14 protein-coding genes are annotated in these 17011 nt (G+C 72.7%); 4 read left to right on the top strand and 10 right to left on the bottom strand.

Annotated features, from left to right (window positions below; translation table 11 throughout):
- Positions 1-40: 40 nt before the first annotated feature.
- Positions 41-1534: a DHA2 family efflux MFS transporter permease subunit gene (locus tag ACQPXG_RS24690; protein WP_433461484.1), complete on the top strand. Its 1494-nt coding sequence runs from the start codon at positions 41-43 to the stop codon at positions 1532-1534.
- On the opposite strand, the gene ACQPXG_RS24685 is transcribed toward ACQPXG_RS24690, so the two are convergent.
- The 4 genes from ACQPXG_RS24685 to ACQPXG_RS24670 all read right to left on the bottom strand — a co-directional run bounded on the left by ACQPXG_RS24685 (position 1466) and on the right by ACQPXG_RS24670 (position 5573).
- The gene (locus ACQPXG_RS24685) at positions 1466-2770 is read right to left on the bottom strand and encodes an FAD-dependent oxidoreductase (RefSeq protein WP_433461483.1); all 1305 of its coding nucleotides are present in this window, start codon (positions 2768-2770) and stop codon (positions 1466-1468) included. The two genes, ACQPXG_RS24690 and ACQPXG_RS24685, sit on opposite strands and share 69 nt — an antisense overlap.
- Entirely contained in the window at positions 2760-3575 is an 816-nt protein-coding gene (locus tag ACQPXG_RS24680; RefSeq protein WP_433461482.1) for a tryptophan 2,3-dioxygenase, read from the bottom strand. The genes ACQPXG_RS24685 and ACQPXG_RS24680 overlap by 11 nt, the downstream gene beginning before the upstream one ends.
- Before the next feature lie 79 nt (positions 3576-3654).
- Complete coding sequence (locus ACQPXG_RS24675; protein ID WP_433461481.1) at positions 3655-4926, bottom strand: hydroxyacid-oxoacid transhydrogenase; 1272 nt, start codon at positions 4924-4926, stop codon at positions 3655-3657.
- Positions 4927-5042: 116 nt separating this feature from the next.
- Positions 5043-5573, bottom strand: coding sequence for a MarR family transcriptional regulator (locus tag ACQPXG_RS24670; protein WP_433461480.1), 531 nt, complete (start codon positions 5571-5573; stop codon positions 5043-5045).
- A gap of 53 nt (positions 5574-5626) precedes the next feature.
- Here ACQPXG_RS24670 and icmF point away from each other — a divergent pair, with 53 nt between their 5' ends.
- Complete coding sequence (gene icmF / locus ACQPXG_RS24665) at positions 5627-8845, top strand: fused isobutyryl-CoA mutase/GTPase IcmF (RefSeq protein ID WP_433461479.1); 3219 nt, start codon at positions 5627-5629, stop codon at positions 8843-8845.
- Positions 8842-9612: a helical backbone metal receptor gene (locus tag ACQPXG_RS24660; RefSeq protein ID WP_433461478.1), complete on the top strand. Its 771-nt coding sequence runs from the start codon at positions 8842-8844 to the stop codon at positions 9610-9612. The genes icmF and ACQPXG_RS24660 overlap by 4 nt, the downstream gene beginning before the upstream one ends.
- Here the strand turns inward: ACQPXG_RS24660 and ACQPXG_RS24655 are convergent.
- From ACQPXG_RS24655 to ACQPXG_RS24635, 5 genes are all read right to left on the bottom strand, one after another.
- Positions 9609-10202, bottom strand: coding sequence for a TetR/AcrR family transcriptional regulator (locus ACQPXG_RS24655; RefSeq protein WP_433461477.1), 594 nt, complete (start codon positions 10200-10202; stop codon positions 9609-9611). The genes ACQPXG_RS24660 and ACQPXG_RS24655 overlap by 4 nt on opposite strands.
- Positions 10186-10941, bottom strand: a complete 756-nt coding sequence (gene fabG / locus ACQPXG_RS24650) for a 3-oxoacyl-ACP reductase FabG (RefSeq protein ID WP_433461476.1) — start codon at positions 10939-10941, stop codon at positions 10186-10188. The genes ACQPXG_RS24655 and fabG overlap by 17 nt, the downstream gene beginning before the upstream one ends.
- Before the next feature lie 16 nt (positions 10942-10957).
- Positions 10958-12109, bottom strand: coding sequence for an acyl-CoA dehydrogenase family protein (locus tag ACQPXG_RS24645; protein ID WP_433461475.1), 1152 nt, complete (start codon positions 12107-12109; stop codon positions 10958-10960).
- A 104-nt stretch (positions 12110-12213) separates the two neighbouring features.
- Positions 12214-14268, bottom strand: coding sequence for a substrate-binding domain-containing protein (locus tag ACQPXG_RS24640; RefSeq protein WP_433461474.1), 2055 nt, complete (start codon positions 14266-14268; stop codon positions 12214-12216).
- A gap of 681 nt (positions 14269-14949) precedes the next feature.
- Entirely contained in the window at positions 14950-15285 is a 336-nt protein-coding gene (locus tag ACQPXG_RS24635; protein WP_433461473.1) for a DUF3099 domain-containing protein, read from the bottom strand.
- A gap of 69 nt (positions 15286-15354) precedes the next feature.
- Between ACQPXG_RS24635 and ACQPXG_RS24630 the strand changes: the two genes are divergently transcribed.
- A complete protein-coding gene (locus ACQPXG_RS24630; protein WP_433461472.1) occupies positions 15355-15567 on the top strand; it encodes a dodecin in 213 nt (70 codons plus the stop codon).
- A gap of 60 nt (positions 15568-15627) precedes the next feature.
- Here the strand turns inward: ACQPXG_RS24630 and ACQPXG_RS24625 are convergent, their stop codons facing one another.
- Positions 15628-17007: a metallopeptidase TldD-related protein gene (locus ACQPXG_RS24625; protein WP_433470041.1), complete on the bottom strand. Its 1380-nt coding sequence runs from the start codon at positions 17005-17007 to the stop codon at positions 15628-15630.
- Positions 17008-17011 lie beyond the last annotated feature (4 nt).

The following is a 17011-nucleotide window of genomic DNA, read 5'->3' as shown; positions in this document are numbered from 1 at the left end:
CCGGCGTTTCGCCCGGTGTTCTCCGGAAAGGACCCTGCCCGTGCAGTCAGAGGCCGCGGACGCGCCGGAGCACGGCGACGGGCGGCGGCGGTGGCAGGCGCTCTCGGTCTGCCTGGTCGCGGCGTTCATGACGCTGCTGGACGTCAGCATCGTCAACGTGGCGCTGCCCTCGATCCGGGCGGGCCTGGACGCCTCCGAGGCGGAGCTGCAGTGGATCCTGTCGGGGTACGCGCTGACGTTCGGGCTCGTCCTCGTCCCGGCGGGGCGGCTCGGCGACGCCCGCAGCCGCCGCGCGGTGTTCATGTCGGGGCTCGCGCTGTTCACGCTGGCGAGCGCCGGGGCGGGCATCGCGCCGACGACCCTGTTCCTCGTCCTCGCGAGGCTGGTGCAGGGCATCGCGGGCGGGATCGTCATCCCCCAGGTCGCGGGCCTCATCCAGGAGCTGTTCCGGGGCGCGGACCGGGGGCGGGCGTTCGGCGCGCTCGGCGGCGTCATCGGCGTCGCCACCGCCGTGGGCCCGCTGCTCGGCGGGGCGCTGATCGCGCTGGCCGGTCCCGAGGAGGGCTGGCGGTGGGTGTTCTACGTCAACGTCCCGGTCGGGGTGGCGGCGCTGTTCCTGGCGTGGCGGCTGCTGCCCGCGCCGGTCTACGGGGAGCGGCAGGGCCTGGATCCGCTCGGCGTGTTCCTGCTGGGCGCAGGCGTCGTGTGCGTGCTGCTGCCGCTCGTCCAGGAGCAGCAGTGGCACGGCGGCCTGAAATGGCTGCTGATCCTGGCGGGCGCCGTCCTGATCGCGGTGTTCGCGGCGTGGGAGCGCCGGGCCCGGGCACCGATGATCGATCTCGCCCTGTTCCGGCTGCGCTCCTACACGCTGGGCACGGCGATCGCGCTGCTGTTCTTCGCCGGGTTCACCGCGATCTTCTTCATCTTCACCCTCTACCTGCAGAACGGCCTCGGCTACAGCGCGCTCGGCGCGGGCCTGGCGATCACGCCGTTCGCGGTCGGGTCGGGGATCGCGTCCGCGGCCGGCGGCCGGGCCGTGTCGCGCTACGGCCGGCTGCTCGTCTCCGCCGGCCTGGGCCTGGTGCTGGCCGGCCTCGCTGCCGCGTGGATCGCCGTGGAGCTGAGACCGGGCGGCGGTGTCGCCTGGGCGACCGCCGCGCCGCTGGCGCTGGCGGGCGTCGGCACCGGCCTCGTCATCGCGCCGAACCAGACGCTCACGCTGTCGGAGGTGGACTACACCGAGGGCGGCAGCGCGGCGGGCGTCCTGCAGACGGGGCAGCGCGTCGGCAGCGCGACCGGCATCGCCGCCGTCGGGTCGGTGTTCTTCGCCACCCTCGCCGGGACGCGCGGGGACTGGGCGACGGCGTTCCGGCACGGGCTGGTCGTCATCCTGGTGTTCGTGCTGGCGGCGCTGGCCGCGGCCGTCGCCGACCTCGCCGCGGGCCGCCGCGACCGCCGGGCCGCGCTAGCGGCGGCGGAGGGCGCGCAGACCCAGGCCGGCGGCGGCCGCGGCGCCGAGGACGGCGGCGGCTAGCACCCCGTTCTGCCGTCTGATCCGCGCCGGGATCTCCGCGTACGGCAGCGTCGAGAACGAGACCAGCTCGTAGCGCGAGACGTAGCGTCCGGCGAGGCGCCGCTCCAGCGCGTGCGTCGCGGCCTGCTTCGCCCGGTACACCGGGGACGACACCCGGTCGCGCATCTCGACGAAGTTGTCGAGCGCCATCTCGGCGATCGCGTCGGTGTTGGCCTTGCGCCGCTCCTGGTAGAGGGAGAGCGCGCGGGCCCAGTCGCCGCCGGCCTCGGTCAGGCACTGGTCGATCTCGATGCAGTCCTCGAAGGCGCAGTTCGCACCCTGCCCGAAGAACGGGACGATCGCGTGCGCGGCGTCGCCCAGCAGCGCCACGATCGCGCCGCGCCCGTACCTCGTCCACGGCCAGCAGCGGACGGTGACCAGCGACCCGACCGGGTTCCGCGCGTAGTCGGCGGTCAGGTCCGGCATCAGCCCGGCGACGTCGGGATAGTCCCGTTCGAAGCGGGCGGCGACCTTCTCCGGCGTGTCGAGGGCGGCGAGGTCGTCCTTCGGCCAGAACAGCGTGCAGGTGAACGACCTGTCCAGGTTCGGCAGCGCGATCACCATCGAGGTGCCGCGCGGCCAGATGTGCAGCGCGTCCGGGTCGAGCGCGAACTCGCCGTTCTTCGGCGGGACGGTCAGCTCCTTGTAGCCGTGCTCCAGGAAGTCGGCGTCCTCGTCCAGCTCAAGGGACCCGCGGACCGCGCTGTAGGCGCCGTCCCCGGCCAGCACGACGGTGGCGGGCTCGGCGTTCCCGTCCTCCATCAGGACGGCCCCGGCCTCGGTGTCCACGCCGGTGACGCGCTGGGAGAAGCGCAGCGTCACCCCGGGCGTGGCCTCGGCGGTGTCCAGCAGCGACCGGTTCAGCTCGGCGCGGCTGATGGAGTTGATGGCGCGCTCGCCGTCCGCGCTGTAGGGCTGGAAGTTCTGCGTGCCCCGGAGGGGATGCACCATCCGGCCGTGCATGGGCAGCGCCTGCTTGAGGGACTGGTCCCGCAGGCCCACCTGCTCCAGCGCGGCCAGGCCGCGGGCCGAGATCGCCAGGTTGATGGAGCGTCCGCGCTCGGCGCCCGCGACGCGCGGGTCGGGGCGCCGCTCGTACACCGTCACGGCGATGCCGCGGCGGCCGAGGAGCACCGCGAGCAGGCAGCCCGCCAGGCCCGCGCCGACGATCGCGACCCGCTGGTCGTCAGCCGCCATGAACGGGGACCTCCCCTGTCTCTGCCGGCTCGGTCTGCGAGCGGACCTCCCACAGGTCGGGGAAGGCGGGCGCGAACAGGGTGCTGCGCAGGTAGTCGGCGCCGGCCGACCCGCCGGTGCCGATCTTCGCGCCGATCGTCCGCTCGACCATCTTCAGGTGCCGGTACCGCCACTCCTGGATGCCCTCGTCGACGTCGACGAGCGCCTCGCAGACCTCGGCGGCCGGTCCGCTCTCGTCCGCGTAGACGGTGAGGAGGACCTTCTGGACGCCGGGGTCCGGCTCCCACGCCCGGGACGTGTCGCGGCCGAGCGCCGCCTCCGGGACGGGGAGCCCGCGGCCGGCGAGGTAGCGCAGCAGCGAGTCGAACACCGACGGGCGGGAGACGGCGGCCTGGAGCCGCTCGTCGCCGCGCAGGTCGGAGGCGGGGAACGCGCGCCGGCCGAGGACGGCCTCGATCTCGCGGAACTGCTCGCTCTGGAATCCGCTGGAGCTGCCGAGCGCGTCGCGGAACGAGGCGAACTGCCGGGGCGTCATCGTCTCCAGCACGTCCAGCTGCCCGACCACGGTCTTGAGGATCTTGGCGATGCGGCGGGCGGTGTGCAGCGAGCCGCCGCTGTTGCCCTCCTCCAGCCTGCTCTGCAGCAGCTCGGCCTCGTGCAGGATCTGCTTGAACCACAGCTCGTAGACCTGGTGGATGATCACGAAGAGCAGCTCGTCGTGGGCCCGCGTCCTCGGCTCCTGGCAGGACAGGAGATCGTCGAGCTTCAGATAGCCGCCGTACGTCATCGTCGGCGAATCCGCCATCACGCCTCCTTGCGACACAACGGATGTGCCCCGCAGCATAAGCGATCGTTCCGCCCGCCCAGGGGGCGGGAAGGCCGCCTCACCACAGCCGCAGGGAGCGCCTGAAGATCTCGGCGACGGACTCCTCGTCCACCGGGCGCGGCGAGGTGGCCAGCAGCCGCTGCTGCTTCATCGTGCCCTCCACCAGCCCGGGGATGTCGCCCTCGGCGTAGCCGACGCCGGCGATCCCGTCCGGGATGCCGATGTCGCGCATCAGGCTCAGCACGGCGAGCGGCAGGTGCTCGGCCGGGTCGTTCGGCCGGTCCAGCCGCGGGTCGAGGAGCTCGGCGGCCCGCACGTGCCGTTCGGGACGCGCCTGGTAGGTGAACCGGAACGCCTCGGGAGCCGTCAGCGACACCGACATCCCGTGAGGGACCATCGCCTCCCCGCCGGGGTAGCCGTCCGGGTGGAAGTCCTTCACCATCCCGGCGATCGGGTAGGCGTTGGCGTGCGGGATGTGGACCCCGGCGTTGCCGAAGCCCAGCCCCGCGAACGTGGCCGCCAGCGCCATGTCGGTGCGGGCCTGCCGGTCGTCGCCGTCCCGGACGGCCTTGCGGAACGACCGGGACAGCAGGCTCAGCGACTTCTCCGCCCACATGTCCGACACCGGGTTGGCGCCGCAGTACGGCACCCGCTGCTCGGGGCGCTTGCGCTCGTAGTCGTCGTAGGGGCGTGCGGTGTAGCTCTCCAGGGCGTGGCACAGGATGTCCATCCCGGCGGACGCGGTCACGCCGGACGGCTGCGACATCGTCAGCTCCGGATCGACCACCGCGAGCGCCGGCCGCATCCGCGGATGGCTGATGCCGGTCTTGACCCGCAGGTCCAGGACGTCGAGGACGCACACCGTCGTGCTCTCGGCGCCGGTGCCGGTCGTCGTCGGGACGGCGACCAGCGGCAGCAGGGGCCGCTCCGGTGCGCGCCCCGCCCCGACGGGCGGGTTCAGGTACTCGGCGAGGTCGCCCTCGTTCGTCGTCAGCAGGTTGACCGCCTTCGCGGTGTCGATGCTCGACCCGCCGCCGACCGCCACGTAGGCGTCGTAGGGCCCGGTCTCCCGCGCGTGCTCGACGGCGTGCCGCATGCTCGCGTCCGTCGGCTCGACGCGGACGCCGTCGAAGACCGCCGCCTCGATCCCGTACGCCTTCATCGCGTCGGCGATCCGCTGCGGTCCGCCGGTGGCGGCGACTCCGGGGTCGGTCACCACCAGCACCCTGCCCGCCCCGTACTGCGCCAGGTCGAAGCCGATCTCGTCGGCCGCCCCCGTGCCGAACTTCAACTGCGGTGCCCCGTAGGTGAAGACCGTTTCGTTCGTCATGACCGTCCTCAGGTGTAGAAGGCGTCCGGTGCCTCTTCTCGGCGATTCCCCGGATCTTCTCCGCCGACGCGCACCGGCCGCCGGGATCGTCGACGACCGGCCGGGCGCGGACCGCGCTAGTCGAGGTCGCCGGTGGTCAGGCGTACCCGGCGCAGAGCAGCGGTGATCTCGGCCGCCTCGGCGGCGGGGAGGCCGGAGATGCCGAAGCCGGACTCGTTCAGCGCGAGGGTGGCCTCCTCGGCGAGGTCGCGGCCGGCTGGGGTGAGGGTGGCGAGGACGACGCGGCGGTCGTCGGGGGAGGGGCGGCGGCCGACGAGCCCGCGCTGCTCCAGGCGTCCGATGACGTTGGTGACCGACGCGGGGTGCACCATGAGGCGGGTGCCCATCTTGCCCATGGGGAGCGTCCCGGTGCGGGTGAAGGCGAGCAGCCGCAGCGCCTCGTAGGCGGCGAACGTCAGCCCGTACGGTTTGAGGACGGCCTCGATCCGGCTCAGCAGCAGCTGCTGGGCCCGCATCACCGAGGTGACGGCCGCCATGTGGTCGGCGTGCTCGGGCCAGCGGGTGCTCCACTGGCGGTGGGCCTCGGTGATCGGGTCGGGGGTGTCGGGCACCGGCCCACCGTACGTGGTCTTGACTGCGTCGCGCACGGAAACTATTTTAACTTCCAAATATTGGATGTCCAAGGTTTGGGGTGGGGACGGTGACGCGGGACCTGCACGCGCCGGTGCACCCGGTGCGGTTCGTGACGGCGGCGGCGCTGTTCGACGGCCACGACGCGGCGATCAACATCATGCGGCGCATCCTGCAGTCCCAGGGCGCCGAGGTGGTGCACCTCGGCCACGACCGCTCGGTCCGCGAGGTCGTCGACGCCGTCCTGGAGGAGGACGCGCAGGGCGTGGCGATCAGCTCCTACCAGGGCGGCCACGTCGAGTACTTCGAGTACCTGTCGCGCAGCCTGAAGGAGGCCGGCGCCGAGCACGTGAAGGTGTTCGGCGGGGGCGGCGGCGTCATCGTCCACGAGGAGATCGCGCGGCTGTCCGGCGCCGGGGTGCGGATCTTCTCCCCGGAGGACGGGCAGCGCCTCGGCCTGCCCGGGATGATCAACGAGCTGGTGCGCGACTGCGACGTCGACCTCGCCGCGGAGCCCGTTCCCGTGGACGAGGTCCTCGCGGGGGAGCGGCGCGCCCTCGCCCGGGCCATCACCTGCCTCCAGGCGGGGAAGCTGCCGGCGGACGACCGGGCACGGCTCGCGGAGGCGGCGGGCGCCCGGCGGGTGCCGGTGCTGGGGATCACCGGGACGGGCGGGTCCGGGAAGTCGTCCCTCACCGACGAACTGGTGCGGCGGCTGCGCGTCGACCAGGGGGACCGGCTGCGCGTCGCGGTGCTGGCCGTGGACCCGACGCGGCGGCGCGGCGGCGGCGCGCTGCTGGGCGACCGGATCAGGATGAACTCCCTGGACGGCGACCGCGTGTTCTTCCGCTCGCTGGCCACGCGGGGGGCGCGGGAGCTGCCGGAGAACGTCGGGGACATCGTCACCGCCTGCAAGGCCGCCGGATACGACCTGGTCGTCCTGGAGACCCCCGGCATCGGGCAGGGCGACGCCGCGATCGTCCCGCTGGTCGACGTCTCGCTGTACGTGATGACGCCGGAGTTCGGCGCCGCGTCCCAGCTGGAGAAGATCGACATGCTCGACTTCGCGGACGTGGTGGCGATCAACAAGTTCGAGCGGCGCGGCGCCGCCGACGCGCTGCGGGACGTGGGCCGCCAGCTCGTCCGCAACCGGGAGGCCTTCGGGCAGAAGCCCGACGACATGCCCGTGTTCGGCACCAGCGCGGCGACGTTCAACGACGACGGCGTCACGGCGCTCTACCAGCACCTCGGCGGGCTGCTGGGCGGCCACGGGCTGCGGCTGGAGGACGGCGCCCTGCCCGACGTCACGACCAAGGTGTCGACCGGCGCCGCGACCGTGATCCCGCCGGGCCGGGTGCGGTACCTGTCCGACATCGCCGAGACGGTGCGCGGCTACCACGCCGACACCGCGAAGCAGATCGAGGCGGTGCGGCGCGTCCAGCGGCTCGACGAGGTGCGCGCCGAGCTGACGGACGCGGCCGAGGTCGAAGGGCTGCTGGAGAAGGCGCGCCGCGACGTGGCCCCCGGCAACGCCGAGCTGATCGAGGGCTGGCCCGCCGTGGTGGAGTCCTACTCCGGCGACGAGCAGGTCGTGAAGATCCGCGACAAGGAACTGCACACCAGGCTCACGCGGGAATCGCTGTCGGGCAGCCGGATCCCGCGCGTCGCGCTGCCGCGCTACACCGACCACGGTGAACTGCTGCGGTTCCTCCGGTCGGAGAACCTGCCCGGCGGCTTCCCCTTCACGGGCGGTGTGTTCCCCTTCAAGCGCGACAACGAGGACCCCGCGCGCATGTTCGCGGGGGAGGGCGACCCGTTCCGCACCAACCGCCGCTTCAAGCTGCTGTCGGAGGGCCAGCCCGCGACGCGGCTGTCGACCGCCTTCGACTCGGTCACGCTCTACGGGCGCGACCCGGACGAGCGCCCCGACGTGTACGGCAAGGTCGGCACGTCCGGGGTGTCGATCGCCACGCTCGACGACATGAAGGCGCTCTACGACGGGTTCGACCTGTCGTCGCCGACCACCTCGGTGTCGATGACCATCAACGGGCCCGCGCCCACGATCCTGGCGTTCTTCCTCAACACCGCCATCGACCAGGGCCTGGACGCCTTCTACGAGGAGCACGGGCGCGAGCCGTCGGCGGAGGAGGCCGCGCAGATCCGCGCGCGCGTGCTGTCGACCGTGCGCGGCACCGTGCAGGCCGACATCCTCAAGGAGGACCAGGGGCAGAACACCTGCATCTTCTCCACCGAGTTCTCGCTGCGGATGATGGGCGACATCCAGGAGTGGTTCATCGCCAACAAGGTCCGCAACTTCTACTCGGTGTCGATCTCCGGCTACCACATCGCCGAGGCGGGCGCGAACCCCATCAGCCAGCTCGCGTTCACCCTCGCCAACGGGTTCACCTATGTCGAGTCCTACCTGGCGCGCGGCATGGACATCGACGACTTCGCGCCCAACCTGTCGTTCTTCTTCTCCAACGGCATGGACCCCGAGTACAACGTGCTCGGACGCGTCGCCCGCCGCATCTGGGCCGTGGCCATGCGCGACCGGTACGGGGCCAACGAGCGCAGCCAGAAGCTCAAGTACCACGTGCAGACGTCCGGGCGTTCCCTGCACGCGCAGGAGATGCACTTCAACGACATCCGCACGACGCTGCAGGCCCTGATCGCCATCTACGACAACTGCAACAGCCTGCACACCAACGCCTACGACGAGGCCGTCACCACGCCCACGGCGGAGTCGGTGCGGCGGGCGCTGGCGATCCAGCTCATCATCAACCGCGAGTGGGGCCTGGCGATGAACGAGAACCCGCTGCAGGGGTCGTTCGTCATCGACGAGCTCACCGACCTGGTCGAGGAGGCGGTGCTGGCGGAGTTCGACCGCATCAGCGAGCGCGGCGGCGTGCTCGGCGCGATGGAGACCGGCTACCAGCGCGGCCGCATCCAGGACGAGTCGATGCTGTACGAGCAGCGCAAGCACGACGGCTCCCTGCCGATCATCGGCGTCAACACCTTCCGGAGCCCGGACGCCGCGGACGGGACGCCGAAGAAGATCGAACTGGCCCGCGCGACCGAGGAGGAGAAGCGGTCCCAGCTCGACCGCGTCCACGGCTACCAGGACGCGCACGGCGCGGAGGCGTCGGCCGCCCTCGCCGCGCTCAGGGACGCGGCGCAGGCGGGCGAGAACGTCTTCGCGGTGCTGATGGACGCGGCGCGCGTGTGCAGCCTCCAGCAGATCACCGACGCGTTCTTCGAGGTCGGCGGCCAGTACCGCCGCAACGTGTGAGCGCTCTCGACGACACCCGCGTCCCGGTCTCAGTCCCGGACCGGGTGGGGCGGGTCGTGTCGATCGTCCCGTCGCTGACGGAGACGGTCGCGGTGACCGCCCCCGGGCTGCTCGCCGGCGCGACCGACTGGTGCACCCATCCCGGGGGCCTGGACGTGCCGCGCGTGAGAGGCACGAAGAACCCCGACGTGGCGAAGATCGCGGAGTTGCGGCCGGACGTCGTCGTCGGGAACACCGAGGAGAACCGTCCCGAGGACGTCGAGGCGCTGCGGGCGGCGGGAATCCCGGTGTGGATGACGGAGATCCGCACGGTCGACGAGGCCCTGGCGTCGTTGCGGCGCATGCTCACCGAGGCGTGCCGTGTGCCCGTCCCGTCCTGGCTGGACGAGGCGGCCCGCGTCTGGGCGGATGTGAGACCGGGCCGGATCCGCGCGGCCGTCGTCCCGATCTGGCGGCGGCCATGGATGGTCGTCGGCCGCGACACCTTCACCGGCGACGTCCTGGCCCGCCTCGGGGTGTCCAACGTCTACGCCGGGCACCCCGACCGGTATCCGAAGATCCCGCTGGACGAGCTGAACGCGTCCGGCGCCGGCCTCGCCGTCCTGCCGGACGAGCCCTACCGGTTCACGGCGGACGACGGCCCCGAGTCGTTCCCCGGCATCGACGTGGCGCTCGTCAGCGGCCGGTACCTGACCTGGTACGGCCCGTCGCTGGTCGACGCCCCGGCGGTGCTGTCAGGCCAGATCGGCGCGGCGCGGACGTACTAGCCCGGGGGCCGCCGGGTGAACATCGCCTCCACGCAGCGGGCCATGCGATCGTCCAGTTCCTCCGCGGGCACGTCGATCTCCCGCGCCAGATGCTCGCGCAGCAGCGTGTACCCGTAGATCGTCGATGCGATCGCCGCCTGGACGGCCGCCACGTCCTCGACCGGCAGGTCGCCCCGCGCGGCCTCCGCCGCGAGGTCCTCCCGGCCCGCGCCCCGGTTGAGCAGGACGCGGGGCCGGTCGTCGCCGTCCAGGACCAGCAGTGTCGCCAGCCGGACCGGCTCGGGATTGCGCAGGCTCGTCCAGAACAGCCGCGACAGCCGGCCGCGCAGCGGCAGCCCGGCCGCGTCCACGGCGTCCTCGGCGTTGGGGCGGGCGCGGTGGAACAGCGCCGAGCGCAGCAGTGCCCGCCGCGACCCGAAGTACTGGTAGACGAGCCCGCGGTTGACCCCGGCCTCGTCGGCGACCTGCCGCAGGTTCAGCCCGGCGAGGACGCCGCCGCGGCGCAGCAGCGCGATCGCCGCCGCGCGCAGCGACTCCTCGGTCCCCTCCCGGTCCCGCCCGCGGGCCGCCCCCTCAGGCGCGGGGACCACCGGCCACGTAGATGACCTGGCCGGTCACGAACGAGGCGTCGTCGCTCACGAGGAAGGCGACGGTGCCGGCGATGTCCTCGGGGACGCCGACGCGCCGGACGGGGATCTCCTTGGCGGCGGCGGCCTTGAAGTCCTCGAACCCGACGCCGATCCGGGCGGCGGTCGCGGCCGTCATCTCCGTCGCGATGAACCCGGGGGCGATCGCGTTGGCGGTCACGCCGAACTTGCCCAGCTCGATGGCGAGGGTCTTGGTGAAGCCCTGCAGGCCCGCCTTGGCCGCGGAGTAGTTGGCCTGGCCGCGGTTGCCGAGCGCCGACACCGACGACAGGTTCACGATCCGGCCCCAGCCGGCCTTCGTCATGTGCTCCTGCACGGCGCGGCTCATCAGGAACGAGCCGCGCAGGTGCACCGACATGACGGAGTCCCAGTCGTCGTCGGACATCTTGAACAGCAGGTTGTCGCGGGTGATGCCGGCGTTGTTCACCAGCACGACGGGCGGGCCGAGCTCGGCGGCGACGCGCGCGACGGCGGCGGAGACCGCCGCGGAGTCGGCGACGTCCACGCCGACGGCGAGGGCCGTGCCGCCGTCCTTGGCGATCGTCTCCACGGTCCCGGCGCAGGCGGCCCCGTCGAGGTCGCAGACCGCGACGGCGAAGCCCTCCTTCGCGAGCCGGACGGCGGTGGCGGCGCCGATGCCGCGCGCCGCTCCGGTGACCAGGGCGACCCGGGTGTCAGTCATGTGCGCAGCCTTTCCGTCAGACCTGGATGTCCTTGGCGATGATGGTCTTGAGCACCTCGCTGGTGCCGCCGTAGATGCGGGTGACCCGGGCGTCGGCGTACAGGCGCGCGATCGGGTACTCCAGGATGTAGCCGTAGCCGCCGTGCAGCTGGAGGCACTTGTCGACGACGCGGGCCTGGACCTCGGTGCAGAACAGCTTGCAGACGGCGGCGTCGGCGGGGGTGAGCTCGCCGGCGTCCAGCGCCTCGATGCAGCGGTCGACGAGCGACCGGGCGGCCTCGACCTCGGTGGCGCATTCGGCGAGGACGAACTTGGTGTTCTGGAACGACGACACGGTCTTGCCGAAGACGGTCCGGTCCTGCACGTACCTGCGGGCGAACTCGACGGCCGCGGCGGCGGACGCGTAGGAGCTGGTCGCGATGCCGAGGCGCTCCTCGGCCAGGTTGTGGGTCAGGTACTCGAAGCCGCGGCCCTCCTCGCCGAGGAGGTCCTCCACGGGCACCCGGACGTCGGTGAACGAGAGCTCGGCGGTGTCGGAGCTGCGCAGCCCGATCTTCTCCAGCTTCCGGCCGACCGCGTAGCCGTCGCTCCTGGTGTCGACGGCGAGGATCGACAGGCCCGCCCGTCGGTTCTCCGGCGTGGCGGGGGACGTCCTCGCCACCACGAGCACCCGGTCGGCGAGGACGCCGCCGGTGATGAACGTCTTGGCGCCGTTGAGGACGTAGTGGTCGCCGTCCCGCTTCGCGGTGGTCTGCATGCCGGCGAGGTCGGAGCCGGTGCCGGGCTCGGTCATCGCGATCGCGGTCATCATCTCGCCGGACACGAACGGCGGCAGCCAGCGCTTCTTCTGCTCCTCCGACCCGTACTTCAGCAGGTAGGGCAGGACGAGGTTGACGTGCACGCCGTAGCCGCCGAAGCTCACCCCGGCGCGGGCGCACTCCTCGGAGATCACCGCCTGGTACTTGAAGCTGGTCTCGCCCGCGCCGCCGTACTCCTCGGGCACCTGGATGCCGAACACGCCGATCTCGCCGAGCTTGTTGTAGAAGTCGCGCGGCGGGTGGCCCGCGTCCTCCCACGCCTCGTAGACCGGCGCGACCTCGGCCTCGATGAACGCCCGGATCGTGTCCCGGAACGCTTCATGGTCCTCGTTGAAAACGGTGCGGCGCACGCCGTGCCCCTCTCGCTGCGTTAACTAACAGAACGCTAACTTAACCCGAACGTAGTTCTAGAATCAACTACGCGTCTGGTTCCGAGGGGCGGGGCCGAGGCGGTTCAGCAGTCGGGTTCGCAGACCCGGCGCGAGACGGCCTTGAGGAAGATGCCCTGGATCTGCCCGGGCGTCTCGGCCACGTAGGCGTCGCCGTGCGTCACCTGCGCGATCTGCCGCAGCTCGTTGACGTCCACGCCGGACCCGTAGCCCACCATGTTGACCTGGACGGGACGCTCCGGGTCGTACGCGCGCCGCATGTGGTCGAGGGTCTCCTCCAGGGACGGGCCGCCCGGGTCCTCGTTCTTCCCGTCCGTCCAGAGCAGGACCGAGTTCACGTACTCCGGCTTGTAGGTCCGCTTCATGTGGTCGAACGCGGCCATGACCGTGTCGTACAGGCCGGTGTCGCCGTGCTTCTTCACCCTGATCCGCGCGAATGCGCTCAGCACGAGCTGCCGGCGGGTGGCCGAGCCGAGCCGCTCGTTGAGCGGGCCGACACCGACCATCTCCCGCCAGTCCTGGTCGTCCTCCAGCTTCGTGGAGAAGATCCACTGGCCGAGCTCGCTGTCATCCGGCAGTAGCGACAGCCCGCCCTGCGCCGTGCGGACCGTGGACTGCAGCCGTGTGACGCCGGGCGCGACGGTCTCGTCCATGGACCCGGACACGTCGATGATGCTCAGCATCCGGATGCTCAGCGACAGTTGCGCCCACGACTGCATGGTGCGCCGGACGTCGGCCGCCGGCGTCTCCGGGAGCGCCTTCGGCGGGCTCGGGTTCAGGCCGGTCCGCGCGGTGAACGCCGCGGGCGCCGCCCCGCCCGGCGCCCGGAACCCCAGCCGCTGGACGTCCGCGCGGGTGGCCTGGTCCGAGAGCGCCTTCCCCAGCAGCCGTGCCGCGCTCACCTTGGCCGCGTCCTTCGACAGGACGGTGACGGGATGGTCGAGGAAGATCGTGCCCTCCGCCGGGTACACCGCGACCGCCGGCTCGGCCGGGCGCCGCGCGTTGTAGCCGTACACCGCCTGCTCGGGCGCCAGCGCGACCGGGTAGCGGTCGGTGTCGCCCTGGCCGAACGCGGTGAACTCCGCCTTGACCGAGGCCGCGACGCCCGCCCGGATCGTCCGGACCACGCCGGCGAACATGGCCTCGCCGCCGGGGGCCTTCGCCAGCAGCGCGTCGGCCAGCATCAGCGAGCCCATGCCGGTGGCGCTGCGGCCGGGGTCGGGCACCTGCAGCCTGAACAGCCGCGGCGGGATCACGCTGTCGTCCGTCCCGGTGGCGGGCCCCTCCTCGGCGTTCGAGGCCGTGCCCGCCGCCGCGAGGAGGTCCTTCCAGGACGGCTGCTCCGGCGCGCCGAGGTTCCGCAGCTGGGTCGCGAGCCCGCGGGGCATCGCCAGCACGATCGGGGAGGAGGCGATCCCGCCCAGCCGGGTGAACTCCCCGGACGTCCCGTTCCCCCCGGAGCCGCCGGCGAGCTTGGTCCACAGCGACGAGTCGGGGATCCAGACGTCCGGTTTCCGCGTCACCCCGGCCACGCCCTTGCCGGACAGCAGCGTCGCGACGGCGGCCGGATCGGTGGCCCGCACCCGCGCGCGGACGCACCGGCCGTCCACCTCGTGCTTCGCGTCGTTGAACCGGCGCGCCGCCCGGATCACCGCCGGCGCGACGTCCGGAGCGGCCGCCACGCCGACGTCGAGCGCGTCGTCGCCGGAGCAGCCGCCGCCCGCCGTGGTGACCGCGTACACGCCGAGGCCGGTGAGCAGGACCAGGCCGATCGCGCCCGCCAGCGGGCCGAGCAGGATGCCGCCGACGCGCCTTGGGGGACGGCCCCCGCCGAAGCCCCGCCGCTTCCCGGCCGGCTTGGCGGCGGCGTGCGCCGGTCCCGGCGGACGGGGCGTGCGGTCCGGTTCGGCGAAGGCGTCGAAAGGTTCGCCGGTTCTCCTCCCGGGCGTTTCGGGCCGCCGTGGGCCGCCGCCGTGCGCCGCCCTCCTGTGGACGCCCTCGTACCCGTCGGGGACGCCGCCCGGGTCGGAGGCGCCGAGGAAGGTGAAGGGCGCCTCGGGGCCGCCGGTCTCCGGCAGGTTCCGGGGTGCCCAGTCGGGCACGTCGTCGTGTCCGCTCATCGCCGATCTCCGTTTCCCGGGCGGGGGTGCCGGGCCGCGTCGCGCCATGTGCCGACGCCCCGATCATGAGACACATGGACGATGTGTCTCACATAGGCCAGATGTGATGTTGGTCTCATCGGCGTCTTCCGTCAAGTGGTTCGGCGAGTCGGGAATGGGACGCGGCCGGTCAGGAGCGCGGGACGGGCTCCCCGGCCCGCGGCGCGGCCGGCCCGGCGTACGGGGGCTCCCCTCTGGCGCGGGGACGGTGCCGGCGCTCAGCAGTACGCAGCGGACCCGGGAACGGATCGGTCCGTGGCCGGGACGTTCTGACGGAGGGTGCCCGGCCGGAAACGCCGCGCCCGCAGGGGATCCGGGGGCGAGAGGTTCGGCTCGACCGGGTTTCGGGTCATGGCCGGACCAGGCCAGCCGTAGAGCTTGTGCTCCGGCGGAGGGATGCTAGGCGCCCGGACGGACGGTCAAGGAGCGCTCCCCGGAAGGTCATCCGCGACCCTCGGAACGTCCAGTGCAGACCCTGGACAGTGAAAAGCGGCGCCGGGTGGATACGGGGGCAATCCACCCGGCGCCGCATCATCGGTGTTCCGACGGGGGCCCGGAACACCGGCACGGGCGCCCCGACGGGGGATCAGAGCGCCGGTACAAATCGTACACCGAAACCCCCCGCGGTTAGTCAAGGGAATGTCACGACCGGATTTCCGGACGCTGTCCGGAAACCGGCTTCTGTTCCCTTTGTGAGCGGTCGTCGAAGGTCGCGGAGGCCGTCGGCTCGCGTCCCCCGTTCGCGAAGATCACCGCGACGTAGGGCAGTACGGCGGCCGCGACCACCATGAGCACCGCGAGCCACCACGGCGCGCCCGCCACCGCGGCCACCACCGCCCCCAGGAAGCAGATCGTGCGGACGCCCATGGACATGAGGTAGCGCCGCTGCCGGTAGCCGATGTCCTCGGACATGGGGCGGGGAGCGTCGGTGACCGTGTAGACCGCCGGCTCCCTGTGGTGGCGGGGATTCACCTTCACGTTTCCACGGTAAGCCCATGGAGTCCGCCCTGCGACGGCGGGCTGGGCAAAACATGCGGGAGGAACGAGATGACCGATCGCACGTATCGGGTGACGGAGATCGTGGGGACCTCGCCGGAGTCGGTGGAGACGGCGATCCGCAACGGCGTCCGGCGCGCCGCGCAGACGCTGCGCCACCTGGACTGGTTCGAGGTGACCGAGGTCCGCGGCCAGATCGAGGACGGGGAGGTCGCCCACTTCCAGGTCACCATGAAGGTCGGCTTCCGCCTGGAGGACACCTGAGCGCCGCACAGGGCCCGCCCCGGCCGGGGCGGGCCCTGGAAGACCTCCGGACGCGGGAGGTCAGGACGCCTGCGACACCGTCGACATGTTGAAGTCGGGGATCCGCAGCGCCGGCATCGCGGCGCGGGTGAAGTAGTCCGACCACTCGCGCGGCAGCGTCGGCCGGGTCTCGCCGACCTCGGCGAGCCGCGACAGCAGGTCGACGGGGCTCTCGTTGAACCGGAAGTTGTTCACGGCCCCGACGACCTCGCCGTCCTCGACGAGGTAGACGCCGTCGCGGGTGAGGCCGGTCAGCAGCAGGCTCTGCGGGTCGACCTCCCGGATGTACCACAGGCACGTCAGCAGCAGCCCCCGCTCGGTGCGGGCGACCATCTCCTCCAGGGAGGCGCCGCCGTCCGGCCCCCGCAGGGCCAGGTTGTCGACGGGCGGGGTGAGCGGCAGGCCGGTGCGCTCGGCCGAGTGCCGGGTCTGGGCGAGGGACGTGAGCGTCCCGCCGCTGATCCAGTCGGTGGCGCCGAGCGCGAGCCCGTTGTCGAACACCGACGCCTCGCGGCTGGAGGCGTGCGCGACGACGAACGGGGCGCACTCCATGCCGGGCGCGGCCGGGTCGCTGGACAGCGTGACGGGCAGGTCCGCGAGCTTCTCCCCGACGCGGGTCCCGCCGCCGGGGGCGCTGAACACCGTCCGGCCGTCCTCGGCGTCCTGCGCGCCCGCCGACCAGTACAGGTAGATCATCAGGTCGGCGACGGCGGACGGCGGCAGGACCGTCTCGTACCGCCCGGCGGGCAGGTCCACGCGCCGCTCGCCCCACTCCAGCCGCCGCGCGAGGTCGCCGGTGAGGGCGGGGACGTCGACGTCGGTGAAGTCGCGGGTGCCGGTGCCCGCCCACGCCGAGCCGCCCGCGCCCTTGGCGTTCAGCTCCAGCAGCCCGGTCGGCTGGTCGTGCCGCAGCCGCAGGCCCGCCGAGCTGCCGAGGAACGTCGAGGTGAGCACGTGGTTGGCGAACCCGTACAGGCGCCGGTCGCCGGCCTGCGCGGCGGCGAACGCCTCGCCGAGCGCGGGCGCGAACCCCTCGAAGACGCCGATGCCGGTCTCGGCCGGTTCGTCGTCCCACCCCGCGGCGCCGGACGGCCCCCCGGTGATCAGCGGCCGGGCGTCCTCGGCGGGCTCGTTCCCGGCCGCGTCGGCCTCGGCCGCGCGGACCAGGTCCTCGATACCGTCGGCGCCGACCGCGGACCGCGACACCACGCCGGCCGCGACGCCGCCGGCGGTCTCGCGCAGCGCGATGACGGTGAGGCGGCTGGACCGCGTGACACCGTTGGTGGTGAGGGTGTTGCCCGCCCACCGCAGGTTCGCGGTGCTCGCCTCGTCGGCGATGACGATGCAGTCGTCGGTGCGGGACAGCGCCAGCGCCCGCTCGACGGCCTCCTGCGGCCTGATGCTG

Origin of the sequence: Spirillospora sp. CA-128828 (assembly GCF_050945415.1) — a bacterium.
Classification (GTDB): domain Bacteria; phylum Actinomycetota; class Actinomycetes; order Streptosporangiales; family Streptosporangiaceae; genus Spirillospora.
Note: the sequence above shows the minus strand (reverse complement) of the source record. Positions and strands in the feature narration are given on the sequence as shown.

Excerpts from the sequence above, each read along its gene's own strand:
- ACQPXG_RS24675 (WP_433461481.1), bottom strand. The coding sequence starts at position 4,926 with ATGACGAACGAAACGGTCTTCACCTACGGGGCACCGCAGTTGAAGTTC.
- fabG (WP_433461476.1), bottom strand. The coding sequence starts at position 10,941 with ATGACTGACACCCGGGTCGCCCTGGTCACCGGAGCGGCGCGCGGCATC.
- ACQPXG_RS24630 (WP_433461472.1), top strand. The coding sequence starts at position 15,355 with ATGACCGATCGCACGTATCGGGTGACGGAGATCGTGGGGACCTCGCCG.
- ACQPXG_RS24680 (WP_433461482.1), bottom strand. The coding sequence starts at position 3,575 with ATGGCGGATTCGCCGACGATGACGTACGGCGGCTATCTGAAGCTCGAC.
- ACQPXG_RS24685 (WP_433461483.1), bottom strand. The coding sequence starts at position 2,770 with ATGGCGGCTGACGACCAGCGGGTCGCGATCGTCGGCGCGGGCCTGGCG.
- ACQPXG_RS24640 (WP_433461474.1), bottom strand. The coding sequence starts at position 14,268 with ATGAGCGGACACGACGACGTGCCCGACTGGGCACCCCGGAACCTGCCG.